We start from the raw sequence: 26,627 nt of genomic DNA on the forward strand, positions 1-26,627 counted from the left end.
AGTACGAATGACAGACACTTCAACAAACACGTTGACCTTCGCGGACTTCGCGGTCCGCAGCGAAATCGTCGAGGTTTTGGCCGAGAAGGGCATCACTGCGCCCTTCCCAATCCAGGCGGAGACGCTTCCGATAGCGCTGGCCGGAAATGACATCATCGGCCAGGCAAAGACCGGCACGGGAAAGACGCTCGGTTTCGGCATCCCTGTTCTGCAGCGGGTCGCAGCGCCCGGCACAGAGGCCTACGAGCAGCTCCCCAGCCCGGGGGCCCCGCAGGCGCTGATTGTCGCGCCGACCCGCGAGCTGGCAGTTCAGGTGGCCGGAGACCTCACTACCGCCGGCAGCAAGCTCCGCGCGCGTATCGCCACCATCTACGGCGGCCGCGACTACGAGCCACAGATCAAGCAGCTCAACGCGGGCGTGGAGATCGTGGTCGGCACCCCGGGACGGCTGATTGACCTGCACCGGCAGAAGCACCTGAATCTCAAGAACGTGAAGATCGTGGTGCTGGACGAGGCTGATGAAATGCTCGACCTCGGGTTCCTGCCCGATGTGGAGAAGCTGCTCTCCTACGTCCCTGACGTCCGGCAGACCATGCTGTTCTCGGCCACCATGCCGGGCCCAGTGGTCTCTATGGCGCGGCGCTTCATGACCAAGCCCACGCACATCAGTGCGGCCGATCCGTTCGACATGGGCGTCACCAAGAAGGACATCCGCCAGGTGGTCTACCGGGCTCACCAGTTGGACAAAGATGAGATGATCGCCCGAATCTTGCAGGCGGAGGGCCGCGGCAGGACGATCATCTTCACCAGGACCAAGCGCCAAGCAGACAAGCTCTCCGATGAGCTCAAGACCCGCGGGTTCGCCGCCGGCGCCATCCATGGAGACCTGGGCCAGGGTGCGCGTGAGCAGGCCCTGCGCGCATTCCGGAATGACAAAGTGGATGTGCTGGTCGCCACCGACGTCGCCGCGCGCGGGATCGATGTCACAGATGTGACCCACGTGATCAACTACGTATGCCCTGAGGACGACAACACCTACCTGCACCGCATCGGGAGAACCGGTCGTGCAGGCCAGAAGGGCACTGCTGTGACCTTCGTCGATTGGGAAGACATGCCCCGCTGGAGTCTGATTAACAAGGCTGTCGGTCTGGACATCCCTGAGCCGGTGGAGACCTACTCCTCCTCGCCGCACCTATTCGAGGACCTGGACATTCCCAAAGGGACCAAGGGTCGGCTGCCCCGCCATCGTCGCTCCAAGGAGGGACTCGAGAGTGAAGAGCTCGAGGACCTCGGCGGTCCCGGCGGAGCGCAGTCCAAAGGTGGTCGCGGCCGTGACCGCCGATCCGGCGGTGGGGGGTCCAAGAACCGCGGTCGCAGCGGAAGGGGCTCAGCGGACCGCTCCGCTGAATCAGGTGGGGACTCCGGCCCCCAGTCCAAGCAGGCGGCTCCTTCAGGTGCCGGGAGCGGACAGCGCCGCCGTCGTCGCCGCAGAAAAGTCTCCGGCTCTGAGAGCGGCGGCTGAAGACTCACGTCGACCACCTGGGAGCAGTGTTCGGCTGGCTGAGTCAGTCGAGCATTCCCTGGTCCTCCAACCACCACTGAGCCACGTCGGCGGGACTGTCCTGGGTGGACTGGGAGTGAGAATTAATGTCCAGCAGTTCCTGTTGGTCTAGGACGGCTTGGACCTCGTTGATGGCATCTCGTGCAGCGTCGTCCACACTCTCGGAGACGATCGGCACCACGTTCTGCGGGAGCACCAGCGACTCGGTGTCCTCCAGGATAATGAGGTCGTTGTCCTCAATCGCCGGGTCTGCGCTGTAGATGTTGGCGACCTCCACCTCCCCGTCGAGCAGTGCGCCCAGGGTCAGCGGACCCCCAGAGTCCTCCACGGGGACCAGGTCCAACTCCACTCCGTAGGTCTCGGCCAGACCCTCGATCCCGTAGGGCCGGGTCTCGAACTCGGCATTTGCCGCGATGCTCAGATCCTCGTCCACCTCAGCAAGGTCCGCGACCGTGCTCAGGTCGTGTTCCTGAGCGAACTCCTCGGTGACCACGTAGCTGTCCTGATCTGTGGCTTCGGCGTAGTCCAGCGCCTGGAGGCCCTCGGGCAGTGCCTCCCCAAGATCAGCGTGGACGGCATCAGCTTCCCCAGACTCATTGTCTGGGTCGAAGTAGTCGAGCAGGTTCCCCGTGTACTCAGGGAAGACGTCAATGGCCCCGGCTTCCAGCTCCGGGATGTAGACCTCGCGCTGGCCAATCTCGTACTCCCGCTGGATCTCGTAGCCCTCCTGCTCCAGCACCTGTGCGTAAATCTCAGCGATGATCGTATTGGAGTAGTACTGCTGGGATCCGACGACCAGCGCACCATTCTCACCGGCTGGTGAGGCGTCCTCGCCATTGTCATCGGTCTCCAGCGGATCCCCTCCGCCGCAGGCGCTCAGAGTCAGCAGTGCGAGGCCGGCGGTTGCTGCAGAAATACGTTTCATGGTGGTTCCTCTTCTTATTCGGGGATCAGACCAGACCCATCCGGCGCCGGAGCAGCCGTTGGGACAATTCGAACAGTGCATCCAAGATAATGGCCAGCAGTATGACGGCGATGGAGGCAGCCAACATCAGTGGGTAATCCTGAGTCCGCAGCCCTAGGAACAGTTGCCGACCCAGACCACCGGCCCCCACGTAGGCGGCTAGGGTGGCTGTGGCGACGACCTGCAGGGTCGCATTGCGCAGCCCGCCGATAATCAGTGGCAGGCCCAGGGGTATCTCCACCCGGAGAAGCACCTGCCAACCACTCATGCCCTGGGCTTTTGCGGCATCCTTGGTGGCAGGGCTCACCGACTCGACACCGGCATAGGCGCCGGCCAAAATCGACGGGACAGCCAGCACCACAAAGGAGATCATCGGCGCGGTGAGTCCAATGCCGACGAACAAGGCCGCCAAAGTGATCACGCCGAGGGTGGGCAGAGCCCGCACCATTCCGCTGCTGATCACCGCGAGCGCACGCCATCGTCCCGTGTGCCCCACTATGAGCCCGACGGGAAGCGCGATCGCCGCCGAGATGAGCAGCGCGAGGGCGGTGTACCAGAGGTGTTCTATCATGCGGGCGCCAAATCCCCCGGGCCCGCTCCATGCATCAGGGTCCAGAAGCACCTCAAAGGCCTCGATCAGGTGATTCATGATTGGCCCACTCGTGCCCACGGCATGATCAGGCGCCCCACGGCCACCAGGAGCAGATCCAACAGCAGCGCCAGCACCGCGGTGAGCACTATCCCCGCGGCGATGGAAGGAATGATGGCGCGTTCGAATCCGTCTGTGAACAGCGAACCCAATGACTGCACCCCAAGCACGGCGCTGACTGAGACTAGAGAGATGGTGCTGACTGACACGACGCGGAGCCCAGCCAGCAGCGCCGGGCCAGCCAGCGGGAGCTCCACGGAGAAGAACCGCATGGCCGGAGAGTAGCCCACCGCAGTGGAAGCCAATCTGACCCCGGCGTCCACGGAGTCCAGCGCATCGGCTGCAGAGCGGACCATCAGCGCGAGCCCGAAGATCGTCAGTGCCACGATGACGTTGAAAGTATCCCGGACTCCAGTACCCAGGAGGATCGGCAGAACGATGAACAGCGGCAGGGAGGGCACCGCGTAAAGCAGTCCGGTGCCCGAGACCACCACCTCACGCAGGGGCCGCACCCGGTTCGCGGCCCACGCGATCGGAACCGCGATGAGGAACGACGCCGCAACTGCCGGCAGGGCAAGCATCAGATGGGCAAGGGTGAGATCGGTGATGCGGGGCAGGTTGTTGAGAATCCACTCCATAACAGGCGCCGGCTCAGTCGGTGTCTGTGTGCTGGTCCGGTACCGTGTCGACCACTCCCAGCGGTCGGCCGCGACCGTCACTGACGAGCCAGCCACCACCATCGCGCGGTGCGGCGTTCAAGGACCGGCGCGCGGAATCGAGACCCAAGAACTGGGCGACAAAGTCATTGGCCGGGGCTTCAACAATCTCTTGCGGCTTCCCGATCTGGGCGACTTCGCCGCCTTTCTTCAGGACCACGATCTGGTCGCCCAGCGTCAGTGCCTCGTCAATATCGTGCGTGACAAAGATGATCGTCTTGCGCAGCTCGGTCTGGATGCGCTGAAGCTCCCGCTGCAGCTCCACTCGCACGAGCGGGTCAACGGCGCCGAAAGGTTCGTCCATCAGGAGAATGTTGGGATCTCCGGCCAAGCCCCGCGCCACCCCTACCCGCTGCTGCTGTCCCCCGGAGAGCTGTCTGGGGTACCTGCGAGCCATCGCTGCATCCAGCCCTACGATCTCCATCAGCTCGTTGGCTCGGCGGTGTGCCTCGGCCTTGGAGGCTCCGTTGAGTCGCGGGACGGTGGCAATATTGTCGACCACCCGGCGGTGGGGGAGCAGGCCTGAATCCTGCATAACGTACCCGATGCGCCGGCGCAGGGCCACCGGCTCAGTGGTGGCGACGTCGTCGTCGTCGATCAGGACGGCACCTGAGGTGGGATCCACCATTCGGTTGACCATGCGCAGCAGCGTGGATTTCCCGCATCCGGAGGAGCCGAGAAGCACAGTGCAGGTGTGCGAGGGCACATGCAGGCTGAAATTGTCCACCGCGACAGTGCCGTCGGGATATGTCTTGGTCACATTGCGGAACTCAATGGCCATGGTCAGCCCCGTTGCTCATGCGGAGGCGACGGGCAGAGCTGCGCCGAGGGCCGCACCAGGCGCCGTAGATGCCTTCCATAGGACCACTCTAGATCCTGTGATGGCGTTTTGGGGAAGCTGACGGCCTGTGTGCGGCATCTGTCCAGGAACTGACAGCGCGCTGTGAAAAGATAGTGACCTATGACAACCACCACGTCAGGCACGGCGTTGATCCGCGCAGCTCACCCCAGTGAGTTCTCCCGTGTCGGGGAGCTCACCGTCGCCGCCTACGTTCACGGCGGGCATCTGCGCCGCGAAGACTTCTATGTCCAGCACCTGGTCCGAGTCGCTGAACGAGCCGATAGCTCAAGCGTGCTCGTGGCGGAGGTGCACGGCCAGATTCTCGGCACTGCCACCGTCACGGACTTCGACGGGCCTTTCGCGGAGGTCTCCAGGCCGGGGGAGCTGGAGTTCCGGATGCTGGCCGTGGCGCCGGAGGCTCAGGGTCGCGGCGTCGCCCGGGCTCTGGTGCGGCATATCGTGCAATCAGCAGCATCTCGCCCTGATATCCGAGCCGTCACCTTGTGCAGCCTGAAGTCCATGACCGCAGCCCATGCGCTCTACGAGTCCGAAGGTTTCGTTCGGAATCCGGACCGAGACTTTGTGTTGGACATTCCAGCTAAGCGTGAAACGTTCCCGTTCTTCATCAGAGAGGTGTAGCTGGGCAATGACGCTGTGTGGAGTTCGCCTAGTTCCTTGTGTTTCCGGGGTTTTGTGTATCTGATTCTCAACGGCGGATTACGGTCTCACACGCTGTTCATGTTGGGAAAATGTTGGGGTACATGGACAACAGGCGACCTTCGGTCCCCTGCGGAAGCTGAACGTCAAGGTGCCGACCCCTGTCACTCAGTTATTGAAGGGCCTACTGTGTAGTTCATGAATAGTCGCAAAGCTTTTTTAGGCATACTTTTCACTTCGGCTTTGACTGTTTCAGCATGCGACGAAGGCGACTCAGAGTCGTTAGGAGATGGTGTTGATTCAGGTGTACAGGGAGTCCCAGTGCCAGAGGCGGCAGAAGAGCGGGAGGACACTGAGGGGATTTGGGATGTCCCCGACGCCAACTACGAGGAGGTGGTCTCCTGGTATGAAGAGCAACTTCCTGTCGGCGACGACTACGAAGACCTTGAGTTCTGCGAGACTCAAGAAACGGAGACCTCCACTCATTGGTTATGGTGGGAAGAGGCACCAGAAGGCCATGATGGAACGCCGTGGCTGTCAGTCGTGGTCTTCGAGGAAGACTCCGTGGACATCTTGATTACCTATAACGATGAGGACCCCAGCGCTTGCTACTAACTTGAGCCCGCTGATCAAAACTGTACCCTTCCACCTTGGCCTTACGGGAGCCGTCTAGAACGGTTGCCGTCTCAGCGAGGATGGAAGGGTACAGTCCGCAATTCAGTTCCATGCCTCCCGGTAGAGAGTATGCCCTTGGACTTCTCCACCGTTCGGTGCTTCTATTCTATCATGGAATCCTACTAGCCGGTAACTTGTTCAGAGACGAATTCATAATGACTTATCCGGCCCCTGAGCATCTGCGGCTGTATGCGCCCATCAACCCGGATCGTTTTCCCTCTCCAGGTCACTTCATCCACACCGGTCGGGTCGAAGTCGAACGGTGCTTTGAGCATTACACGGTAGCGGCTGATGAGCTGCCCTGAGTTGGCGTCGTCTCCGTCAGACGTGCGTGCTGGGTCAACCTGAGCTGGGAGCACCTTAGTCGTGGGCGGGGAAGTTATCGGCATTCCGAAATCGTCATATTCGCCAGTTTCTCCACCGGGGATATGGACGGTCACGCGGTCGTGGAGCAGCATCACATTGCCCTTTTGCGGTATCGGTTGAGCACGAATGTTTCGGCCAGTGTCCACCCTCTGAATGCGCCTGAGACGCGTGCGGAGCCTGCTGCCCATGACATCTGCTCAGGGTTGGCTACGAGGCGCGCTGTGGCGGCTACGAGGACGGCGTGAATGTCTTCTGTCACTTGCCCGTTCTGGAACCCTTTGCCCCGTGTGTATGCCTGCGCCATAGCTCGGACGATAGGCGCGTGTTCCCCGGCCAGGGCGACGACGGCGGGATCGTCTCCTTGACCGAGGAATTGCGCTATGTCCTCACCAGTGGGCGGTGGGACATGATCCATATCAGGCTCCCGCGCTATCGAGGACTACGACGCCTTGCGGGTGCAGCAGACCGAGATCGAACCGTGCGGTGACTCGGATTGCCTGCTGATCGTATTCGGCGTATCGCTGGTCCAGGATCTTGATCTGCGGGTTGGTGTCCCGCGCGACTGCCACCTGGGAGATATCTGCCAGCAGCGCTTTGCCCTGCGGAACCTTATTGGACACGGCGACCGGTACGCCGAAGAGCCGGTAAGTGGTGTCCCGTGTCAGGTCAGACTCCAGCAGGTAGCGCCCGTTCTGGTCTTTGAGCTTCCTCACCGTGATGAAGTCCCCGGCGTTGAGGAACCAACGGTTCGGTGTCACTTCGGCTGCCGTGGTGACTGCCAGAGCGTCCAGGAACGTATCTGCCGACTCCAGGTCCAGCGGGGCGCTCTGGGTGCCGGGTTGGTTGAAGAGTCCGGTCACTGAGTCGCTGGTGCCGTCGCCGTTGAGGAACGCATCGTCCAGCATAGAGGAGACGTCATTGACCAGTCGGGCGCGGAGAACGGCGTCCAGACCGACCACGGACTGGCGCGCCAGCTCGTTTGAGTAGCGTGTAATGACTTTGACCGATTTACGGTCCTCCGGCATGAGTCTTACTTCATCAAATTCTGCGGTGTAGTCGTCCGGGATCAGCTCGGACTCACCTATCCATGCGGGGGTGCCGGAGCCGACCAGTTTGGGGATACGCAGCGGTGACGCGGTGTCGAAGATTCGAGGTCCAGCGGCCAGCACTATCGAGGCTGTTTCCAGCGGCTGGATTAGTAGAGAGCTGACCTGCTCATGCAGCAGCTCCGGGGCGTCCGTGGTGTTCAGTGCCATGAGAAATGTCCTAACGATAGAGGTAAGTGTTTCTTCCTCATGCCGCCAGGACACTAGAGAGGGCCGACCACCAGGGCCGACCCTCTCATTGTATCACGCGAGTATTGAATTATTCGTCGGGTTGTTCTGGAACATCCTTAAGGTTAACCACTCTAATTCTTTCAGCAGGTAAGTGCCTTATTCTCATCCGCATTTCGAATACATGAGTTATCTTTTGCAGAATCTCGAAGGGGTCAACATTATGGATGAGAAAGTCTGTGACCTGTAGCTCCAACGCATCATCAAGTTCGCGCACTTCTGAGAAGTGCTCTCTGGTTGCAGCGACGACATGCATCTTACGACTCTCGGGGCGTTCGAACCCTCCGATGTCAAAACCAACAATTATCCACTTGTCGGGGTCAAGGCCCACCACCTCTTCAAGAGTGTCGGTGGTTTTCCGCTGGTCGAGTTGCGCTGTCCCCTTCCAATCGGGGTACGTAACCTGCGCTTCCTGTCGCCATACGTATGGTTCTTCCATATTTACCCCCTGCGGTTCCGAGAGCGAGAATTACTTAGATCCTCCGCTATGTCTTCCAATGTTGACTCGATGGAGGCAATCTGATCAGCACTCACCATTCCCCAGTGCCCGTGCTTCGGGTTTTCATAGGGCTGATTCGACTCTCTACGCGTCTGGCCGTAAACGGCTTCACGAATCAGGTAAATATTTTCATTGAGGCGTTCCAAGAGCCCGATGATGCTTTCGTTCTGGTTATAGAGGTCATCGAGTTCTGCGCGCGGTTCCCGCATAATATAACTCCCTTAGTTGGCCCCGGCCCGGAGTAGGCCGGCGAGATCTACGTTACCGGCTCCCCTTCCGCTGGCGCCTTGGCCGACGTCGCCACGGGGTCGGCGGGCGGCTAGGTGTGGTTTGGAGTGGATCAACTGCTCTATGGCCTCTGAGAGCGCTTCGGAGTCGTCCAGGTGCTCTTCGGTGAACTCCAGGTCTGTTGGGTCTGCTAGGCGTCCGTCCGCAGCGACGAGGGCGGTGTGCAGCCGGTGGGCCAGTTTGTCCGACTTCTGCGCCCGTTGCCGGAACTTCGCGTTCTCATCCCTGAGCTTCTGGACGTATTCGCGGGGGAAGGTGTCCTCTTCGGTGGTGTGCTCCTGCTCCTGGTCTTCGGCTGCCTCCGATGCAGGAGTAGTCTCCGGCTCTTCGGTGGTCTCGGTCGGGTCAGTGGTCTGTTCTTCGGTCACTGGTCTGCTCCATTCTCTGAAACGGGTACGGCTACGCAGCGGCATCCTTTGTGGTGCCACTGTTGATGTGTTGTTGGTAGGACGATGTCTGCCATGTCTAGGCAGATTTCGCAGGCGTCGTGTTCGACTTGTCTGCGGTAGAAACTCACTCCTTGGTCTCGCATAGCCCTGTTGGTCGTGGACTGATACGCCGCCATGACAATTGCCGCGCCAGCTATGCCCATAGCTGCCACGGGGTCCAGACCGAAGGATTGGGTGCCGGTCTGCTCGGTGATCGCGTCATAGGCGTGTTCCTCCAGGTCGAACTCCGGGCGGGGGGTGCTGGTCGCCCTGGGCCTTCCGGTGAGCCGGGACAGCTCCGCAGCGACCGCGAGGACCGCCAGCGAAGACGCCGCCGAAGAGCGCCGTGCGGCCTCTGTGGTCGCCAGGGCGTGGAACTCATCCCAGGTCAGCTCTTCGGCGTCCATGCGCCTTGCCAGGGCCTCCAGTCGTGTCCGTGCGGTGTCTGAGAGCCGCGCCACTGTGTCGTGAATGCTCATGAGAGCAGCGCCTCTAGGTCGGTACCTGCGCCGTCGAGGGCTTCACCACGGCGGGCGTCCCTGATCCTGCTGATCTGGTCCTCGCTGTAACCCAGCTTTTCGAGTGCTGCCGTAACTGGGAGGAGACCGGCCTGAAAAAGTTTGACCACGGCATCGGCTTCCTGAGCGACTGAGCGCGTAGCAGGATCGGCCCAGGTGAGCGTGATGTCAGCGGCCAGCGGATCGGTGTTGGTGCGGATAGCGTGCGCTAGTCCAGCGACCTTCTCCCAGCTCCTGCCGAAGGTGTGCTGCCGTTGCTCCACACGGGCCGTCAGTGAGGCTTCCGCAGCCCGTAGGCCGTCCGCGTTGGGCGGTTGGTTCGCCACGATTCCGGTGTAGTGCCCTGGGAGACTGGAGACTGCCATGATCTGCGAAACGATCGTGCGAATGGCCGTGTCATAGGAACCCAGGTCTGAGGCCGGGAGCTGCCCGAACTTCGACAGATCAGACTCCGCGATCATCATTCTGTTGGACTCCGGATACGGGTTATCGGCTTCGCCGTCCTCATCCTCTTCAAGCTCAATCCCGGTAGCCCAGCGGCGGGGCCGTGCGAAGTACTCCGAACCCACGAGGAGATCGGCCAGGAGTTTGTTCAGCGAATCTTGCAGCGGGATCACGTCCCGAAGCTCGGAGACCCCTTCATCTAGCAGCCGGTCTGAGTTGCGGAACTCCACCACCGGCACTACTCCCAGCGGATTCTCAATCGTCTCTGCCACGCGGTACTGGGCGCCTGCTGTGGCGTTCTGCGAAGCTGACCTGAACCGAGTGATCGTGTCGGGGCCATACAGGATTGCTTCCGAGCCGGTAGCAGTGTTCCACCTTTTCACCGCTGCCACGATCTGCCGGGTGCCCGGATCGCGTAGCGCGGTCATCTGGTGCGCTGACTCCACAGAGATCGTCGGCTGCCCGTAGTGGTCTGCCCAGACGATGCAGTACGCGGTTCCCAGGGTCAGGGCCTCACGGTGCAGGGTGCCTGCTAGTTGGTCGAGGTCGTTCCTAGTCCAGTCTGCCCACAGTGCCGGGTCGGGTTGGCCGTCCCTGGTGAATCCCGTAATCCTCAGCCTCTCCGAGATGGAAGTGACCGTGAGTCGGCAGAAGTTCGACGCCATGCGCCCGAACCTGTTTCCAAGTGCTTCGCGCGCCTCCGGTGATAGGAAGCTCAGTGGCGGGTTCCCGTTGTAGTAGCGGTCCAGTTGGTCGAGGTTCACCGCCCGCCCGTCGATTACCTGAATGAGTGACTGCAATTGCTCTTTGCTCATGATTTGAAGCTCCTAGCTCGTTTACGCTTTTTCTTTTTCATCGCCCGCCACTGCGCCCGTGAATGCCCCATGACGGCACAAGCTGCAAGGTCGATATGTCGTGTGGTGTGCTTCCGGGACTTATCCAGTCGCACGCCGCGCTCGCTCTCGTTGACCACCGCGTTACCGATATGTTCTGCAAGGCGAGGATCACCGGAATGTGAGACTTGGCCGTTGATGCAGGCGTTGTAGAAGTCAGTGGTCGCCGGGGTGATTCGTGCCGCGCTCCAGGGGAACTCTGAGACCGTGATGCCTTCCTTTTCCAGGACTTGCAGTGTCCGGGTCCACCGGAACGGGTCGGCCACCACCTCTAGGACGTTCCACCGTCTACAGGCCGCCCGGATCGCGTCCTCCACCTCTTCGACTGGCACGCGGTAGTTCTCATCCCCTGCCGGTTCCCAGAGACCCACCACGTCGAAGTGCGGTTCCATCCCGATACGGGCCACCAGTACCCCGGTCGCGTCCCCGTTGAAGCTGCCGTCCAGGGCGATCACCACGTCCTCACCTTCGGCGATCTCTTCGCCAGTGTTGAGTGACTCCCACTTCCCTTCAGGCAGGAATGAACCGGTGGTCTCGGTGACGAACTGACACAACCGCGCCCGCCGGAAAGTGCTCTCCCTGGTCTTCGGCGGAAGCAGCGCCCGGATCGTGTCCCTATTGAGAAAGTCACCTAGAGCCGGGTTCGCCAACTCCCAGCAGTGCTCACAATCCACCGGGTGATCGGTGAACCCAGCAGCGGAGAATTCCCGCCAGACCAGCGTCGTATCTTCTGGGAACTTCCGGTGGTAATCCCGAAGATCGGTCAACACAGAATCGTGAGGATCAGGTCCAGGTGTGCCGATGCCGATCATGGTGGAGCGCTCACGTTTGCCCTGAGCTAACGCGATCACCTCGAAAACGTCCCTATTCACGACGCCGACCTCATCCACGATCGCAAGTGACGGGTCTAGTCCCTCCAGGGCCTTCGGGGAAGCTGGCATGACTTGGAATGTGGAGCCCTTGCCAGGAACCTCTAGCCTGTCTTTGAAGGTGTGAATCCGGGTGCTCAGATCCTCGTTCAGCTCCACCATTCGCGCCGCCGTGCGGAACACGATTCCGGCCTGCTGTTCATTCACCGCAGCAACCACGATGGACGCGCCTTCATCACCGAGGATCAAGTCATAGAGTCCCAGCGCGGCCATCAGAGACGACTTTCCTTGACCTCTCGGAAGCATCCACCCGGCCTGTACCGGCCACGGGTCCGCATCCAGCACCGAGCCGACAAGATCAAGCTGCCAGGGCCTCAGACGCAGCGGAGAGCCGCTGCCGTAGCCCTTCGGGACACGGACGAACCGCTCACAAAACTTCCCGAACCGTGCGCTGCCAGTAACGCGGGGCCTGAACGGTAACGGTGACTCATCTGCCGCCTTCTTCGGGCCAGCTTTGACCATAATCCACCCCCTCCACTATGTTACCGGCGAGTAAGTTAGGTATTTGGCTTACCGGCCCGAAGTTTTCCGGCGGTCCGCTGTACCCCCGTCCCCCTGGTGTGCGTGCGTCACCGCGTGTTCGGTTGCAGTCGGAGCACACGACGCCGCCAGTATGTTCAAGCCGGATCGGTTGACGACGACGGAACCGCTCCCACGTCTCAGGTGTGTGATCCAGTTGCAAGTTCTCCTCCGAACCGCAGTCCGAACAGAAGTTCTGTAACTGGCGGGCCTTACGGGACAGGCGTGCCCACCGTGCGTCATAGCCGCGCTGTTGGGCGGTGCCATTCGGTTGACCGCGTTGCGCTTTCCGAACCTCTGGATAGTGCTCTTCGCAATAATTCGCTGAAGAAAGTTCTCCACAACTCAGACAAATCTTCATCGTCGCGTCATCTCCCGCAGCCGACGCGCCTGCTCAGCCAACTGTCGCTCACATTCATCAATACCTCGTCGCAGATTCTCCAGTTCATCGTCCGTTGGAAGAATGCTCAGCAACGGTTCCTCATCATTCAGGTCAGCAGCAGTAATACGAGTGCGCTTGAACATCAGGTGCTCTCCATCCAGGTAGCAGCCCGACCCGACCAGCAGGAGGGGCAGGGGCATGATTCATCGGTAGGGCCACGGTGGGGTTGAGGTAGGGCCATAGCCTCCACCACCCCCGGGGCAAGGTGGGCATACTTCCCACCAGGGGCCAGGGCAGCGATATAGGGGCAAGCACACGGGCCATACCCACACCGAATACAGGTAGGGGGTGCGGTAGTCACGCGGCGTCCTCCCAATCAACATTGGGATTCCGGAAGCGATTGAAGTGCTCCTGAGACGTCACCGGGTGAGGTTCGCCCCAAATGTCCTCAAAGGACTCCGAAGTGGCCGAGGAAGGGACCGATAACAATTCCCCTGTCTCATGGTCTATATGAGGAGGTAGATCCTTACCTGTCCAGGCCAGACCCTGTGGGTTTCCAGATGGGTTCCCAACTGGAAACCCATCTGGGTTTCTATCCCCTTCACAACCCATCTGGGTTTCCACCTGGGTTCCCAATTGAGATTCTTTCTTGGGGCGTCCTCCACCTTTGCCATTGACTCGATTCTTGGCATTCAGTGCCTTGATCTGCTCAAAGGTCCGCTGCTGTTCCATGTTGTGCAGAATCTGATAGTGGTCGCCGTTGTCTACCCAGAAGGTTGTCGGCTCACCGTCAGCGCCGGGCAGACTCTTGGTCGTCAGCTCGTGAAGTGCAGCTTCTAGTGCCCCGTCTGGAAACCGCCCAGCGAACCTACGAACGAAATTCTTCTGAATGCGTCCACCGTGGCGATTGTTCTGCTTCATAGTCCACACCAGCCCGTAGATGTGCAGGGCAATGGCAGCGGGGGCAAGCTCGGCGTCATCACAGTCTTCGTAAAAGTTGTCATCGAGCTTCACCCAGCTCATAACCCTCCTTCTGCGATCCATTCCGGGTGCCAAGTGGGAGCTGCTGTTGTACGCTGGTTCACAGTGATACTCCTAAGTGAGTGTCTTTCTGGTGAGCGGTCCGAGTTGTCTCTTGGCGGGGATTCTCGGGCCGCTTTTCGTTGGGTTTGGTGTCCCTAAAATGAGGGGTCTCGCAGTAGTGCTGAACCTGCTCGGGGCCGTAGTGGTAAGACTCCACAGAGCAGCGGGCGCAGTTGACGGTGGCCTTCATGCTGCTTCTCTGGTTTGGGCCTCATACTGCTCATTGATCCAGGCGTCCAAGTCGCTTTGCTTCCAGAGGCGGCGAACCCCGAGCTTAAAACTCTTCGGACCCTTGCCGATCTGCTGCCAGTACCTCATGGTGCTAGGCGTAGTACGCAAATATTCAGCCGTCTCTTCGATGGTCCGCAGTTGATCTTGAACGGGCCTGATATCTGAGTCGCGGCGGAGCTGTTGCTGTTCCAAGGTCTCTCCTAATGTCGATACTTCTTTCATTGAGCCCTGATTGGACTCGCAAAAATCATATCACGCAGTTTGCGCGTCGAGGCAATCGATCTTCAAGCAATTTCGTCGTATACTGTCGCCATGAAGCAGATGGATAAATGGATTGGGCAAAATGTGGAGCGACTCCGTGCTGCTGTCGAGATGAAACAAGCTGAAGTCGCGTTTGAGATGTCAGAACAAGGTTTTAAGTGGTCTCAACGAACTGTCTGGGCCGTTGAGAAAGGTGAGCGTCCCCTGCGCCTAGCTGAAGCGCAGGTTCTCGCGAAACTTCTCAGAACTGGCACAGGCCAGTTCGTGACGCCTCCTGAAGCTGTCAAAGTTGTGAACGCCGTTTTTGACGCAGAGAGGCTTTGTAAAAAGGCCCTAGGCGCCATCAGTGGGGGATTGGAGGATGCCAACGCCGCGCACATGATTGCAAGATCTACCCTCATGGATATGGAAGAAGAGGGTGTCGATCTAGACGCAGTGAGGGATGTTGTGCCGAGCAACGTCGTTGGAAGATACGAGCATGCCCTCGATCGGATTCGCCACTACGACCAAGGTGGGATTGCTACATTTCTGAACGAAGCACAGCAGGATTTCGCACGCATCCACGGGTGGGACGGCAACAGGAATCAAAGCGATGAACAAGAGAACTAAGACTAAAGAGCCGGGGATATACGCCGTCGAGCGTGCCAACGGAGGCAAGAGTTACGAAGTTGCCTACAGGAACACGGCCGGCCAGCGACGGCAAAAGACGTTCCGCAACTTCAACGCGGCCCGTGACTTCAAGCGCCGGTCGCACCACGAGGTCAAGGCCGGGACGTACGTGGACGCTGCCGACGGCAAGATCACCTTGGACGACTACTACCTCACGTTCAAGGCTCGGCAACTCTGGGATCAGTCCACGATTGCCGGCACGGACTTAGCGATCAAAGACTGCTCATTCTCCTCGGTCCCGATGGGCAAGGTCAGGCCTACGCATGTAGAGCGGTGGATCAAGGAACTGTCAGAGCGTCTTGCACCGTCCACGGTGGGTACGTACTTCCAGCGGGTGAATGTGGTCTTCCGAGCCGCGGCCCGTGATCGGCACATCGCTCAGAGTCCCTTGGAGAGCGCACGGCTGCCACGGGTCCAGAACGATGAGATGCACATTCCTTCGGCTGAAGATGTGGCGGTGATCCTGAATGCCTCGGAGGATCACTGGAGAGCACTCTGGGCAGTATGTTCTTTTGCGGGCCTGCGGCGTGGTGAGGCTGCTGCGCTCCAGGTCCGTGACGTGCGTGCTCTGGAGCGTCGTCTGCGGGTCGAGCGGCAGGTGTTGAACCTCAAGGGCGGCAAGGTTCGAATCAAGGCACCTAAGCACGAGTCCAATCGCACAATTTATATTCCAGAGGATTTGGTGGAGATGTTGAGTGCGCACATCGCCAGCGGAATCAACGGCGAATGGTTATTCATGGGGCGGGGTGGGAATCCTCCGCGGCCCGACGCTGTGGACTACGCCTGGCGCAAGACACTCAGGGCTGCCGATGTCGAGCACTTCGGTATCCACGATCTGCGCCATTTCTTCGCCTCTGGCCTGATCGCTTCGGGGGAGGATGTCGTGAAGGTTCAGAGACAACTAGGGCACCGTTCGCCCTCAATCACGCTCAACGTGTACTCGCACCTTTGGCCCGATGCGGAGGACACGACGCGGGCGGCCGCAACTGGTCTCATGCGCCGAACTTTGAAGCCTCATGTTGGGATTGAGTTGGGTTCTGAGTCCCAGAAAGCCGCTGACTAGGTACGATGTCCATAAACCGTTCTTCATCAGAGAGGTGTGAGTCCACGGTGTCTGAAACATTTTCCGTCCTAGCCGTCTGCACCGGCAACATCTGCCGTTCACCCGCCATGGAGCGGCTGCTCGCCCAGATCTTTAGGGATGAGCCGAACATTGAGGTCAACTCTGCTGGCACCTACGCCCACGACGGCGAGGACATGCAGGAGGCTATGAAACAGCGGCTGGCTGATTACGGAGCCGACACGGAGGACTTCACAGCCCAGCAGGTGACGCCCTCGGTGATCGACCGCGCCCACATCATACTTACCGCCACCCGGGAGCATGTTGCAGACATGGCAGCCGAGGTTCCTGCAGCCCGGCCCCGAATGTTCACCCTGCCGGAGTTTGCTCGTCTGCTGCAGAGTACCGATGCAGCAGAACTCGACGCCGCCGGAGACGGGAAGACTGCGGCGGAGACCCTGGCGGCCCTTGTCCCGCAACTGAACCAGGCACGGCGCCGCGTCGGCGCTGCCACCCGGGAGGACGACGTCGTCGACCCGTACATGTTGCCAGAGTCAGTGTTCGACACCTCATTCCGGCAGATCCGTCAGCCTGTGGAGCTGCTGGCGAGGACGCTGGGGGTCTCACACTGAGCTCAGGCCGAAGACCTGCAGCACCAGAGGGAAGGCGAGGAATGCCACGGCGTCGAGCAGGAAGTGCGCGATGACCAGTGGCATCACCCGTCCGTACTTCAGGTAGACGGCTGCGAAGATCACGCCCATGAGCGCATTGCCGAGCCCGGGTCCGAATCCCTGGTACAGGTGGTAGGCCCCACGCAGCAGAGCGGTGGCGAAGACCAGAACGGCGACGGCAGCTGGGGAGTCGGTCAGCTGCGGCCAGATGCGGCGTGCGCGGTCGAACAGGTAGGCGATCATGATGATCTCCTCCAACAGAGAGTGGCGCAGCGCGGCCAGCAGCAGCACCGGTGTGGACCACCAGTATTCTGTGACATCCGCCGGGATGATCTGCGCCGTCAGCCCGAGGCTGCGTCCGGCGAGGTACACGCCCAAAGTGCCCAGACCGATGAGCGCGAACAGGCCAGCCCCCCAAGCCCAGTCCTGTCCGGCTCGCCGGAAGTCCAGTCCCCAGCGGCGGAACGGGTTCCCACCGTGCAGGAAGACCAGGTAGAGCACCAGCACCACCGGGGCCAGAGCGAAGAGGGAGTCCAGCACCTGGAAGCTGAAGTCGTAGAACTCGTCCCTGGAACGTGAGCGTTGGACGGTGGCGGTCTGGTCCGCCAGCGGCGCAATGCTCAGCCGTTCAGCCAACTGCAGCACGGCGTACACGGCGCTGCGCCCCAAGGAGAGCGCCAGCACAATTCCGACCTCCCACGCATAGAAGCGGCGGTCAACGGTGGGGGCGGCTGTCATGGCATGAAGTGTAGAGAACAGAGAAGCCGGCCCGTTAACACGGACCGGCTTCCCCAGGGGTGAATCAGAGGATCAGTGGTCCTCTTCCTCGGCCTTCTTTTCCACCACCAGGGTCTCGGTGGTCAGCACCAGGGCTGCGATGGAGGCGGCGTTCTGCAGGGCGGAACGGGTCACCTTCACCGGGTCGATCACACCCTCGTTGATCAGGTCACCGTAGGTGCCTGTCTTGGCGTTGAAACCGTGGTTGGGCTCCAGTTCGGAGACCTTGGAGGCCACCACGAACCCGTCTTCGCCGGCGTTCTGCGCGATCCAGCGCAGCGGCTGCATCAGGGCACGCTTGACAATGCCCACTGCAGCAGCGGCGTCGCCGGTCAGTGCGCTGACGTCGGAGTCCTCGTCCAGCACGCTCAGGGCGTTGATGAGGGCGGTTCCGCCACCAGCCACGATCCCTTCCTCCAAAGCGGCACGGGTGGAGGACACTGCGTCCTCGATCCGGTGCTTACGCTCCTTGAGCTCCACCTCGGTGGCAGCACCGACGCGGATGACGCTGACGCCGCCAGCCAGTTTGGCCAACCGCTCCTGCAGCTTCTCGCGGTCCCACTCGGAGTCACTGGCATCCACCTGGGACTTGATCAGCGCCACGCGGGCGTCGACGTCGTCCTTGGACCCGGCGCCGTCCACAATGGTCGTCTCGTCCTTGGTGACGGTCACCCGGCGGGCGGTGCCCAGATCGTCGAGCCCAACCTGGTCCAGCTTCAGACCCAGATCCTGAGTGATGACGGTGGCGCCGGTCAGGGTGGCAATGTCCTCCAGCATGGCCTTGCGGCGGTCACCGAAGCCGGGGGCCTTCACGGCCACGGCGTTGAGGGTGCCGCGCAGCTTGTTGACCACCAGGGTGGAGAGGGCTTCGCCCTCGACATCCTCTGCGATGATGAACAGTGGCTTCTTAGACTGCAGCACCTTCTCCAACACGGGGAGGAACTCCTGCATATTGGAGATCTTGCCCTGGTGGATCAGGATCAGCGGGTCCTCCAGCACGGCTTCCTGACGCTCGGCGTCAGTGACGAAGTGCGGGGAGAGGAAACCCTTGTCGAACTGCATGCCTTCGGTGATGTCCAGCTCAGTGGACGTGGTGGAGCCTTCTTCGATGGTGATGACACCATCGGCGCCCACCGCGTCGAACGCGCGGGCCAGCAGTTCGCCGACCTCGTCGTTCTGCGCGGAGATGGCTCCGACGTAGGAGACTTCCTGCTGACCGTTGAGCTCGCGGGCGTTCTCCCGCAGGCGCCGGGTCACGGCGTCTACGGAGACCTCAATACCGCGCTTGATCTCGCTGGGCGCGGCACCGGCGGCTACGTTGCGCAGACCTTCCTTCACCAACGCCTGTGCGAGCACAGTCGCTGTGGTGGTGCCGTCGCCGGCGACGTCGTTGGTCTTGGTGGCGACCTCTTTGGCCAGCTGCGCGCCGAGGTTTTCATAGGGGTCGTCCAACTCCACCTCACGGGCGATGGTCACGCCGTCGTTGGTGATGGTGGGTGCGCCCCAGGACTTGTCGAGCACGACGTTGCGGCCGCGTGGGCCCAACGTCACCTTGACGGTGTCGGCGAGCTTGTTGATGCCTGTTTCCAGTGCCTTGCGGGCGGCATCATCGTATAGCAGCTCTTTTGCCATATGTTCTTACTCCTTCAGAAGTCGAGCGGTGGGTTCTATTTCTCGACCTTGGCCAGGACGTCGCGGGCGTTGAGCACCAGGTACTCCTCGCCGCCGACCTTGACCTCAGTGCCGCCGAACTTGGAGTAGATGACTACGTCACCTTCCGCGACGTCGACCGGCAGGCGCTCGCCGGCATCGGACACCTTGCCCGGGCCAACGGCGACAACTTCACCCTCTTGGGGCTTCTCCTTGGCGGTGTCCGGAATGACCAGGCCGGAAGCGGTGGTCTGCTCAGCTTCCAGGGGGCGGACAACAATACGATCCTCGAGGGGCTTGATGGAGACTGACACGTCAGTTCTCTCCTTTGCTGAAGTTGAATCTTCTCTTGGCTGATACCGGGCACGACGACGCCGCGCTCGGTCTTCTTGTTGCTCGCCTTGGGAGTGACCAACCGTCGTCGCGGGAGCCGGAGGTCTCCGTCAGGCTTTGATGGTCCCAGACGGTTGACGGCCGTCCTGGACTTAGCACCCGAGTGCATCGAGTGCTAACAGCACTATAGAACGCGCATTAGCACTCAATCAAGCAGAGTGCTAAGAAGCGCCGGGTGTGGCGCCATCGGCTGAGTCAGTCACTCGAACGCCACTTGCGAATCCAGCGCCACACCAGCCATCGCCCCTGGCTGTGGCAGCCAACCACACCACTCCCGAACCTGCCGCTTCCGCAGAGCGTCTCGGGATGTGGGGAATGTGCCGCGGAAAGTGTGGAGTTTCCGACATCCCGCGACGCTCTGCTGAGAGGAGTGGCACCAGCGCCAGCGTTATGGTCAGTAAACCGGCGCCGAGTAGACTGGCACAGGTGCGGCACCGAGCCGCTGCGAACGAATCCGAGAGGTCCCACTTTGAGCCACATCCATGACGAGGGACACGACCCCTTCGCTCTGGTCGGTCTGACCTACGATGACGTGCTGCTGCTGCCGGGAGAGACCGACGTCCTCCCCTCGGATGCGGACACGTCCAGCAGGCTGACCCGCAACATCCAGCTCTCGGCGCCTGTGGTGTCAGCCGCGATGGACACCGTCACGGAGGCGCCCATGGCGATCGGCCTGGCACGCCTGGGCGGAATCGGCATCATCCACCGCAACCTCTCCATCGAGGAGCAGGTCAAGCAGGTGGACCAGGTCAAGCGCTCCGAGTCCGGCATGATCACCGACCCGGTGACCATCCGCCCTGACGCCACCATTGCTGAATTGGACGAGATCTGCGGTCACTACCGAATATCCGGACTGCCGGTGGTTGATGAGGGCGGCACGCTGGTCGGCATCATCACCAACCGGGACACCCGCTTCATCCCGGACGCCGAATACCCCACCATCGCGGTGCACGAGAAAATGACCCGGGTGCCGCTGGTGACCGCCAAGGAAGGCATCTCCAATGACGAAGTCCTGAGGATCTTCAGCGAGCACAGGATAGAGAAGCTGCCGCTGGTAGACGACGACGGCCGACTCACCGGTCTGATCACCATCAAAGACTTCGACAAGGCCGACAAGTATCCGCAGGCCACCAAGGACGACGAGGGCCGTCTGCGGGTGGGTGCCGCCGTGGGATTCTTCGGCGACGGCTACGAGCGCGCCATGAACCTGATCGAAGCAGGTGCAGACGTGCTGGTGGTGGATACCGCCAACGGCCACACTCGCGGCGTCCTGGATATGATCGCCAAACTGAAATCCGATCCCGCAGTCCGAGGCACGGACGTCATCGGTGGCCAGGCCGCCACTCGGCAGGCAGCAGCCGCGCTGGTGGAGGCGGGGGCAGACGCCATCAAGGTCGGGGTCGGACCCGGATCCATCTGCACCACGCGTGTAGTGGCCGGAGTGGGCGTACCCCAGGTGACAGCCATCTACGAATCCGCCAAGGCCGCTATCCCAGCCGGTGTGCCGGTGATCGCCGACGGCGGCCTGCAGCACCCTGGGGACATTGGCAAGGCGCTGCTGGCCGGGGCAGACTCGGTCATGCTCGGCTCCCTGTTGGCTGGTGCCGCTGAGTCCCCGGGCGATCTGGTGTTCTACAACGGCAAGCAGTTCAAGGCTTACCGCGGAATGGGCTCACTGGGGGCCATGCAGTCCCGCGGGAGGAACACCAGCTATTCCAAAGACCGCTACTTCCAGGCGGATGTGCCCAGCGATGAGAAGCTCATCCCTGAGGGGATCGAGGGCCAGGTTCCCTACCGAGGTCCGCTCTCGGCAGTGTTGCACCAGCTCACCGGCGGGCTGCGCCAGACCATGTTCTATGTGGGGGCGAACACCATCCCGGAGCTGAAGGCCAAGGGTAAATTTGTCCGCATCACCACGGCGGGGCTCAAGGAATCCCACCCGCACGATGTGATGATGACCGTCGAATCGCCTAACTACCGCGGCCGGTAAGGAAGAGTACCTGTGAACGACATCCCGATCGGATTAGCTAAGTCTGGACGCCGGGCCTGGGCCCTCGACGACGTCAACGTCACCCCGTCACGCCGCACCCGCAGCCCGCAGGACGTGTCCCTGGACTGGCGCATTGACGCCTACACCTTCTCAATGCCAGTAATCGGCGCTCCGATGGACTCCGTGATGTCCCCGGCCACCGCCATAGCACTGGGCAAACTGGGGGGCCTCGGGGTGCTTAATCTGGAGGGGCTCTGGACCCGCTACGAAGACCCTGAACCGGTGATTCAGGAGATTGCGCATCTGGACGCTTTGGAGATTTCGCCGTCCAACACGCGCCGGATGCAAGAGTTGTACGCGGAGCCGATCAAAGCCGAACTGATCAAGGCTCGGTTGGCGGAGATGCGCGATGCCGGCGTCGTCGTCTCTGGCTCTCTCACCCCGCAGAACACGCAGGAGTTTTACCAGACTGTGGTGGACGCCGGGGTGGATATGTTTGTCATTCGCGGCACTACCGTCTCCGCTGAGCACGTGTCCGAGTCACGGGATCCGCTGAACCTCAAGGAGTTTATCTACGAGCTCGATGTTCCGGTGATCGTCGGCGGGGCAGCCGGATACACCCCGGCGCTGCATCTGATGCGCACCGGTGCTGCCGGTGTGCTGGTTGGGTTCGGCGGAGGGAGTGCGCGGACCACGCACCGTGCCCTGGGGATTCGGGTGCCGATGGCCACCGCGATCAGTGACGTCGCCGCCGCACGCCGGGACTACCTGGACGAGTCGGGCGGCCGGTATGTGCACGTGATTGCCGACGGGGGGCTGGGCTCCTCCGGAGACATTGTGAAGGGTTTGGCAATGGGGGCCGACGCCGTCATGCTCGGTGCCGCTTTGGCTCGGGCCGAGGAGGCGCCGGGGCAGGGTTGGCATTGGGGATTGGAAGCGGTGCATCCGAACTTTCCGCGCGGGCACCGCACCCGGGTGGGCACGGTTGCCTCCCTGGAAGAGGTGCTGCTGGGCCCGGGTCATCACACGGACGGGTCATCAAACCTGATGGGTGGACTGCGCCATGCCATGGCGTCCTGCGGCTACGTAGACCTGAAGTCCTTCCAGCGTGTTGCCGCCACGGTTTCTCCGGTGGGCCGAGGCTGAGTCAGTCTCATCTTGTTGGGGAAAGCCACCTTGCCAGTCAAAGATCTGGTTTTAGATGTTATCTTGGTTACATTCGGTGCACACCGAAGATCAGTGCGTCTCAGCCAGAGACGGCTCCTGAACTGAAGCGCACTGAGGATGATCGTTCCTCGGACCTGGAGGCTTAATGTCAGCGACATACCAAACAGTGGATCCGTCTACTGGACACGTGACGGCGGAATACCCCACAGCGAGTGATGGGGAGGTGGCTGAGGCGATAGAGGCCGCACACCGCGGCTATCGCACCTGGGCGGCGACGCCGCTTGAAGAGCGCGTGGCCGTGCTGCACCGGACAGCCAGCATCTATCGTGAGCGCGCCCAGGAGTTGGCGGAGCTCATTACTCTAGAGATGGGCAAGCCCATCAAGCAGGCCAGGGGTGAGATCGCCGTCTCGGCAGAGATTTTCGAGTACTACGCCGACCACGCCGAGGAGTTCCTCGCCCCCCAGAAGCTCTCTGTGGAGTCTGGATCAGCCGAGATCCACCTGCAGCCCACCGGGGTGCTCTTGGGCATCATGCCGTGGAACTACCCTCACTATCAGGTAGCGCGATTTGCTGCGCCGAATCTGGCGCTGGGCAACACGATTCTGCTCAAGCATGCCGCCAACTGCCCGCAGTCGGCGTTGGCCATCGTGGAGGTCCTCCGTCAAGCGGGACTTCCTGAGGATGCATACATCAACATCTTCTCCACGCATGAGCAGCTATCGGACGTCATCGCTGATCCCCGTATCCAGGGAGTTTCCCTGACCGGCAGTGAGCGGGCCGGCGCCATCGTCGCCGAGCAGTGTGGGCGGCACCTGAAGAAAGTGGTCCTGGAACTGGGAGGCAGCGACCCTTTCATAGTGCTCGACTCCGATGATGTCGCAGCCACGGCCAAGCAGGCGGTTTCCGGGCGGCTGTCCAACGCCGGTCAGGCCTGCACCTCGCCGAAGCGGCTGATCGTCGTCGAATCGGCCTACGACCGCTTCATGGAAGAGGTGGAGCAGCGCCTGGAGCGGATCCAGCTGGGGGACCCAGCCCAACCGGAGACACGTTTGGGTCCGCTCTCCTCTAAAACGGCCAGACAGGACCTGATAGGACAGCTGGATGACGCGGTGGCGAACGGCGCTGCGCTGCGAGCGGGGGGCCAGCCGGCTGAGGAAGGTTTTTACCTCACCCCAGCCCTACTGACCGACCTCAATCGCGAGTGCAGGCTGTGGCACGAGGAGGCCTTCGGTCCTGTAGTCATGGTCTACAAAGTGGCCGATGAAGATGAGGCGGTGGAATTGGCCAACGATTCTCCCTATGGGCTAGGTGCTGCCGTTTTCGGGTCGGACGCAGCGCAGACGGAGCGCGTTGCTCAGCGGCTGGAGACCGGGATGGTCTTCATCAACAGCAACACCGATTCGCAGGCTAACCTGCCCTTCGGCGGAGTCAAACGATCAGGCTTTGGCCGAGAGCTGGGGCCGCTGGGCATCGAGGAGTTCGCGAACAAAAAACTGGTTCGCCGAGTCTGAGAGTGCAGGGTGCTCGCACAACGAGGACACAGATGTGGAAGGCCCCGTGGGGTCCTGTCCTGTCCCAATGTGCCGAGATGGGCGCGTGTGAGACTCTTGGATCGTAAGAGCTTCGTCCTACCCTCTGACAGCCGGGGGATGTGATCAGTGCAAGCTCGTGGACTCTGGGGGTGACCGTGACCTACACCGACGCACATCAGGCGCACCAGCCTGCTGGGTCGGGCGCGCCCGGGGGCAGATCACAGGGTCTTCGGCAGCATATATACCGTGCCCTCCCGGAGATCGACAGGGCAGAGGCGATCGTCACCCGGTTACGAGACTCCATGTCTCTGGGACTCCTCAAGGAAGGCGATCGGCTCCCCAGCGAGGTGGAGATGGCCGAGTCCTTCGGCGTCTCACCGACCACTGTCCGGGAGGCTCTCTCAGCACTGCGTTCGAAGGGGCTGGTGGAGACACGGCGTGGACGGAGCGGGGGCACGTTCGTGGTCTCGCTGCCGGCGGCCTCGGTGCCGCTGATGCGTCAGCGGCTGGAGGGCCTCAGTGTGGTGGAGCTTCGCGATATGGGGGATCACCGGGCGGCGGTTTCCGCCGCCTCCATCCAGCTGGCGGCCTCACGTGCGGTCGATTCCGATCTCCATGCCATACAACGTCTGGTGGAGGCCTTTGAGAACGCGGAGGGCGCCCACTCGCTGGCCCGCGCGGACAGCCGGATCTGGTTGGAGATCGCAGTCAGCGCCCAGTCCAGGCGCCTCCTGATTGCCCAGCTGCACCTACAGCTGGAGTCCTCCGAACTGCTCTGGGCTCCCCTGGGGAACCCCCGGAGCAAGGAGGCTGTACTGCCCTACTTCGCCAGCATGATGGATGCCTTGCACCGGCGGGACCGGGAGGCGGCGGTCAGTGCGGCGACGCAGCGCATTCAGGACGACACCTTTCACATGATTGATCAGAAGCTCACTCTCGCCCTGCACGAAGGCTCAAAGGATGACACTCATGTCCGTTGAAGAAGAAATCCGCGGCTTCGCCCATGCCCTGGCCGAGGACCTGGACAGATTGTTCGACGATCTGGAAGGCGCAGCCGCTCTTGTGCGACGGCGCCTGGGCTCGGAGAATGCCAATTCTCGGCGCTGGGGGCCCTTCCAACCCGATCAGCTGCGCATGATGGAGGCAGAGGCGGACAGCCTGCTGGAGCGCCACCCGCTGGTTTACGGGGCGGGGATCATCTTCGATCCCGACCGGATCGTCTCCCCGGAGCAGCTCATTCCGTGGCGAGTCAGAGGGGAGTCCGGTGCGCCGGAGGCCTACGGATTCGATTTCGACGAGCACTCCCGGGACTACTACGACTTCCTCCAGCTGCCATGGTTTGCTGAGCCGAAAGCGACCGGTGAACCGAAATTCACAACCCCCTATGTGGACTTTCTCGGAGTCGATGAGTACATCCTCACCGCGGCTGTGCCGTTCGCTGACGACTACGGTTTTGTCGGCGTGGCGGGGTCTGACATTGAAGTCAGCACCCTCGAACGGGTGATGATGCGTGCAGCTAAGAATGTCTCCGGACGCTTCGTGCTACTAGGTGCTGAGGGACGCATTGTCTGCTCAACGACGGCGCGCTTCCTCCCCGGTGAGCTCCTTGAGCAGGACACCGTCAGCGGTCATCAGCTGATGCTGCCCACTCGGGTCCCCACGCTCAGCCTCTACTGGGAGTGAGTCTCGCCCGGGACCGAGCCTCCTCCAAGAAGGCGTTAAAGAGTGTGAACCTATCCTGCTCAGAGCCGTCATCGTCTTCGGGGTGCCATTGGACGCCGACGATCCAGGTGTTGTCGATCCGTTCGGTGCCCTCAACCACTCCGTCATCAGCCACTGCGGCCACGCGCAGTCCAGCGCCGACGGTGTCGACTGCCTGATGATGCCCGCTGCGTACGGTGAGCCGCTCACGGTCGAAGATTTCCCGGACCTTGGTGCCGGGCATAAGAGTCAGTGTCTCGTCCAGGAAGCTGGGCTCGCCTTTGTCGCCGTGGTGGAGGCTTGAGGGCTGAATGTCCGGAATGATGGTCCCGCCGCAGGCCACGTTGAGAATCTGTGACCCGCGGCAGATGGCCAATAGAGTCGCATCAGTATCCATTGCCCAACGGGTGATGGCTAACTGGCGTGTGTCCGAGACGGGATCGCGACCATATTCGTTGGCGACGTCGCCCCTGTGGCCGTAGAAACTGGGATCGATGTCTCCACCGCCAAGCATGAGAACCCCGTGGGACCGGTTGAGCAGCTCGAAATCTGGCTCCTCACTGGTGACATCCACCAGGTGGATGCGCGCCCCCAAGTCCTGGAGTGTCTGCAGCGTGACAGTGGTGAACCTGCGCAGCAGCCCATGGGTTTCGTGGCTCTGCTGCGGCAGATTCAGCTGAGCGACTACGACGATCTCGACGTCTGCCTCTGCCGGGGCAGGCCTGCGCGGCATGACGTCTTCACGGGTGAGAACCAGGTCCTCGGAGTTCGACATCC

General features: G+C 61.5%; 31 protein-coding genes. 11 read left to right on the top strand and 20 right to left on the bottom strand.

Translation table 11 applies throughout. The annotated features are described in order from the left end of the window. Positions 1-7 precede the first annotated feature (7 nt). Positions 8-1,522, top strand: coding sequence for a DEAD/DEAH box helicase (locus D3250_RS03530; RefSeq protein ID WP_119901940.1), 1,515 nt, complete (start codon positions 8-10; stop codon positions 1,520-1,522). A gap of 43 nt (positions 1,523-1,565) precedes the next feature. Here D3250_RS03530 and D3250_RS03535 read toward each other — a convergent pair whose 3' ends face one another. Genes D3250_RS03535 through D3250_RS03550 form a run of 4 tightly spaced genes read right to left on the bottom strand, consistent with a single transcriptional unit; the run spans position 1,566 to position 4,671 of the window. Then, a complete protein-coding gene (locus D3250_RS03535) occupies positions 1,566-2,486 on the bottom strand; it encodes an ABC transporter substrate-binding protein (RefSeq protein ID WP_119901941.1) in 921 nt (306 codons plus the stop codon). Between the two features lie 25 nt (positions 2,487-2,511). Further along, a complete protein-coding gene (locus D3250_RS03540; protein WP_119901942.1) occupies positions 2,512-3,174 on the bottom strand; it encodes an ABC transporter permease in 663 nt (220 codons plus the stop codon). Then, on the bottom strand, positions 3,171-3,812 hold the full coding sequence (locus D3250_RS03545; RefSeq protein WP_119901943.1) for an ABC transporter permease: 642 nt from the start codon (positions 3,810-3,812) through the stop codon (positions 3,171-3,173). Before D3250_RS03545 ends, D3250_RS03540 begins: the two co-directional genes overlap by 4 nt. A 13-nt stretch (positions 3,813-3,825) precedes the next feature. Continuing rightward, positions 3,826-4,671: an ABC transporter ATP-binding protein gene (locus tag D3250_RS03550; protein WP_119901944.1), complete on the bottom strand. Its 846-nt coding sequence runs from the start codon at positions 4,669-4,671 to the stop codon at positions 3,826-3,828. Between the two features lie 180 nt (positions 4,672-4,851). Here D3250_RS03550 and D3250_RS03555 point away from each other — a divergent pair, with 180 nt between their 5' ends. Both D3250_RS03555 and D3250_RS03560 read left to right on the top strand, forming a co-directional pair. Then, positions 4,852-5,370, top strand: coding sequence for a GNAT family N-acetyltransferase (locus D3250_RS03555; RefSeq protein ID WP_119901945.1), 519 nt, complete (start codon positions 4,852-4,854; stop codon positions 5,368-5,370). 339 nt (positions 5,371-5,709) lie between these two features. Beyond that, the gene (locus D3250_RS03560) at positions 5,710-6,003 is read left to right on the top strand and encodes a hypothetical protein (protein ID WP_119901946.1); all 294 of its coding nucleotides are present in this window, start codon (positions 5,710-5,712) and stop codon (positions 6,001-6,003) included. 182 nt (positions 6,004-6,185) lie between these two features. Here the strand turns inward: D3250_RS03560 and D3250_RS03565 are convergent, their stop codons facing one another. From D3250_RS03565 to D3250_RS03620, 12 genes are all read right to left on the bottom strand, one after another. After that, positions 6,186-6,521 carry a hypothetical protein gene (locus D3250_RS03565; RefSeq protein WP_119901947.1) on the bottom strand — a complete coding sequence of 112 codons (336 nt, stop codon included), beginning with the start codon at positions 6,519-6,521 and terminating at the stop codon, positions 6,186-6,188. Next, positions 6,521-6,844, bottom strand: coding sequence for a hypothetical protein (locus D3250_RS03570; protein ID WP_119901948.1), 324 nt, complete (start codon positions 6,842-6,844; stop codon positions 6,521-6,523). Before D3250_RS03570 ends, D3250_RS03565 begins: the two co-directional genes overlap by 1 nt. Before the next feature lies 1 nt (position 6,845). Continuing rightward, positions 6,846-7,685 (bottom strand): phage major capsid protein, encoded by an 840-nt coding sequence (locus tag D3250_RS03575; RefSeq protein WP_119901949.1) that lies wholly within the window; start codon positions 7,683-7,685, stop codon positions 6,846-6,848. Between the two features lie 109 nt (positions 7,686-7,794). Beyond that, positions 7,795-8,202 carry a hypothetical protein gene (locus D3250_RS03580; RefSeq protein ID WP_119901950.1) on the bottom strand — a complete coding sequence of 136 codons (408 nt, stop codon included), beginning with the start codon at positions 8,200-8,202 and terminating at the stop codon, positions 7,795-7,797. Positions 8,203-8,204: 2 nt separating this feature from the next. Then, positions 8,205-8,471, bottom strand: a complete 267-nt coding sequence (locus D3250_RS03585; RefSeq protein ID WP_119901951.1) for a hypothetical protein — start codon at positions 8,469-8,471, stop codon at positions 8,205-8,207. Positions 8,472-8,483: 12 nt separating this feature from the next. Then, positions 8,484-8,918 carry a hypothetical protein gene (locus D3250_RS03590; protein WP_192892550.1) on the bottom strand — a complete coding sequence of 145 codons (435 nt, stop codon included), beginning with the start codon at positions 8,916-8,918 and terminating at the stop codon, positions 8,484-8,486. Further along, positions 8,915-9,457, bottom strand: a complete 543-nt coding sequence (locus D3250_RS03595; protein WP_119901952.1) for a hypothetical protein — start codon at positions 9,455-9,457, stop codon at positions 8,915-8,917. The genes D3250_RS03590 and D3250_RS03595 overlap by 4 nt, the downstream gene beginning before the upstream one ends. After that, on the bottom strand, positions 9,454-10,755 hold the full coding sequence (locus D3250_RS03600; protein WP_119901953.1) for a phage portal protein: 1,302 nt from the start codon (positions 10,753-10,755) through the stop codon (positions 9,454-9,456). Before D3250_RS03600 ends, D3250_RS03595 begins: the two co-directional genes overlap by 4 nt. Beyond that, on the bottom strand, positions 10,752-12,224 hold the full coding sequence (locus tag D3250_RS03605; RefSeq protein WP_119901954.1) for a terminase large subunit domain-containing protein: 1,473 nt from the start codon (positions 12,222-12,224) through the stop codon (positions 10,752-10,754). The genes D3250_RS03600 and D3250_RS03605 overlap by 4 nt, the downstream gene beginning before the upstream one ends. A gap of 414 nt (positions 12,225-12,638) precedes the next feature. Next, positions 12,639-12,863, bottom strand: a complete 225-nt coding sequence (locus tag D3250_RS03610; protein WP_119901955.1) for a hypothetical protein — start codon at positions 12,861-12,863, stop codon at positions 12,639-12,641. A gap of 157 nt (positions 12,864-13,020) precedes the next feature. After that, a complete protein-coding gene (locus tag D3250_RS03615) occupies positions 13,021-13,686 on the bottom strand; it encodes a hypothetical protein (protein ID WP_119901956.1) in 666 nt (221 codons plus the stop codon). A 246-nt stretch (positions 13,687-13,932) separates the two neighbouring features. Then, complete coding sequence (locus tag D3250_RS03620; RefSeq protein WP_119901957.1) at positions 13,933-14,199, bottom strand: helix-turn-helix transcriptional regulator; 267 nt, start codon at positions 14,197-14,199, stop codon at positions 13,933-13,935. Positions 14,200-14,289: 90 nt separating this feature from the next. Between D3250_RS03620 and D3250_RS03625 the strand changes: the two genes are divergently transcribed. The 3 genes from D3250_RS03625 to D3250_RS03635 are packed head-to-tail and all read left to right on the top strand — an operon-like array spanning position 14,290 to position 16,599. Beyond that, entirely contained in the window at positions 14,290-14,847 is a 558-nt protein-coding gene (locus D3250_RS03625; RefSeq protein WP_119901958.1) for a helix-turn-helix transcriptional regulator, read from the top strand. Continuing rightward, entirely contained in the window at positions 14,831-15,970 is a 1,140-nt protein-coding gene (locus D3250_RS03630; protein WP_119901959.1) for a tyrosine-type recombinase/integrase, read from the top strand. The genes D3250_RS03625 and D3250_RS03630 overlap by 17 nt, the downstream gene beginning before the upstream one ends. Positions 15,971-16,017: 47 nt before the next feature. Further along, positions 16,018-16,599 carry an arsenate reductase/protein-tyrosine-phosphatase family protein gene (locus D3250_RS03635; RefSeq protein ID WP_158583058.1) on the top strand — a complete coding sequence of 194 codons (582 nt, stop codon included), beginning with the start codon at positions 16,018-16,020 and terminating at the stop codon, positions 16,597-16,599. Here D3250_RS03635 and D3250_RS03640 read toward each other — a convergent pair. The 3 genes from D3250_RS03640 to groES form a co-directional block, all read right to left on the bottom strand. Beyond that, complete coding sequence (locus D3250_RS03640; RefSeq protein WP_119901961.1) at positions 16,591-17,376, bottom strand: CPBP family intramembrane glutamic endopeptidase; 786 nt, start codon at positions 17,374-17,376, stop codon at positions 16,591-16,593. The two genes, D3250_RS03635 and D3250_RS03640, sit on opposite strands and share 9 nt — an antisense overlap. Before the next feature lie 72 nt (positions 17,377-17,448). Then, positions 17,449-19,047: a chaperonin GroEL gene (gene groL / locus D3250_RS03645; protein ID WP_119901962.1), complete on the bottom strand. Its 1,599-nt coding sequence runs from the start codon at positions 19,045-19,047 to the stop codon at positions 17,449-17,451. Positions 19,048-19,082: 35 nt separating this feature from the next. Continuing rightward, complete coding sequence (gene groES, locus D3250_RS03650; protein ID WP_119901963.1) at positions 19,083-19,379, bottom strand: co-chaperone GroES; 297 nt, start codon at positions 19,377-19,379, stop codon at positions 19,083-19,085. Positions 19,380-19,936: 557 nt separating this feature from the next. Here groES and guaB point away from each other — a divergent pair. The 5 genes from guaB to D3250_RS03675 all read left to right on the top strand — a co-directional run bounded on the left by guaB (position 19,937) and on the right by D3250_RS03675 (position 25,832). Then, on the top strand, positions 19,937-21,448 hold the full coding sequence (gene guaB, locus D3250_RS03655; protein ID WP_119902279.1) for an IMP dehydrogenase: 1,512 nt from the start codon (positions 19,937-19,939) through the stop codon (positions 21,446-21,448). Between the two features lie 12 nt (positions 21,449-21,460). After that, positions 21,461-22,594: a GuaB3 family IMP dehydrogenase-related protein gene (locus D3250_RS03660; protein WP_119901964.1), complete on the top strand. Its 1,134-nt coding sequence runs from the start codon at positions 21,461-21,463 to the stop codon at positions 22,592-22,594. A gap of 166 nt (positions 22,595-22,760) precedes the next feature. Then, on the top strand, positions 22,761-24,128 hold the full coding sequence (locus D3250_RS03665) for an NAD-dependent succinate-semialdehyde dehydrogenase (RefSeq protein ID WP_119901965.1): 1,368 nt from the start codon (positions 22,761-22,763) through the stop codon (positions 24,126-24,128). A gap of 170 nt (positions 24,129-24,298) precedes the next feature. Next, a complete protein-coding gene (locus D3250_RS03670; RefSeq protein WP_147383471.1) occupies positions 24,299-25,129 on the top strand; it encodes a FadR/GntR family transcriptional regulator in 831 nt (276 codons plus the stop codon). Beyond that, positions 25,119-25,832, top strand: a complete 714-nt coding sequence (locus D3250_RS03675; protein WP_158583059.1) for a PDC sensor domain-containing protein — start codon at positions 25,119-25,121, stop codon at positions 25,830-25,832. Before D3250_RS03670 ends, D3250_RS03675 begins: the two co-directional genes overlap by 11 nt. Here D3250_RS03675 and D3250_RS03680 read toward each other — a convergent pair. After that, positions 25,813-26,625, bottom strand: a complete 813-nt coding sequence (locus D3250_RS03680) for a gamma-glutamyl-gamma-aminobutyrate hydrolase family protein (RefSeq protein ID WP_119901968.1) — start codon at positions 26,623-26,625, stop codon at positions 25,813-25,815. The genes D3250_RS03675 and D3250_RS03680 overlap by 20 nt on opposite strands. Positions 26,626-26,627: the final 2 nt, after the last annotated feature.

The sequence above is a fragment of the Nesterenkonia natronophila genome, from assembly GCF_003595215.1.
GTDB classification, from domain to species: Bacteria; Actinomycetota; Actinomycetes; order Actinomycetales; family Micrococcaceae; genus Nesterenkonia; species Nesterenkonia natronophila.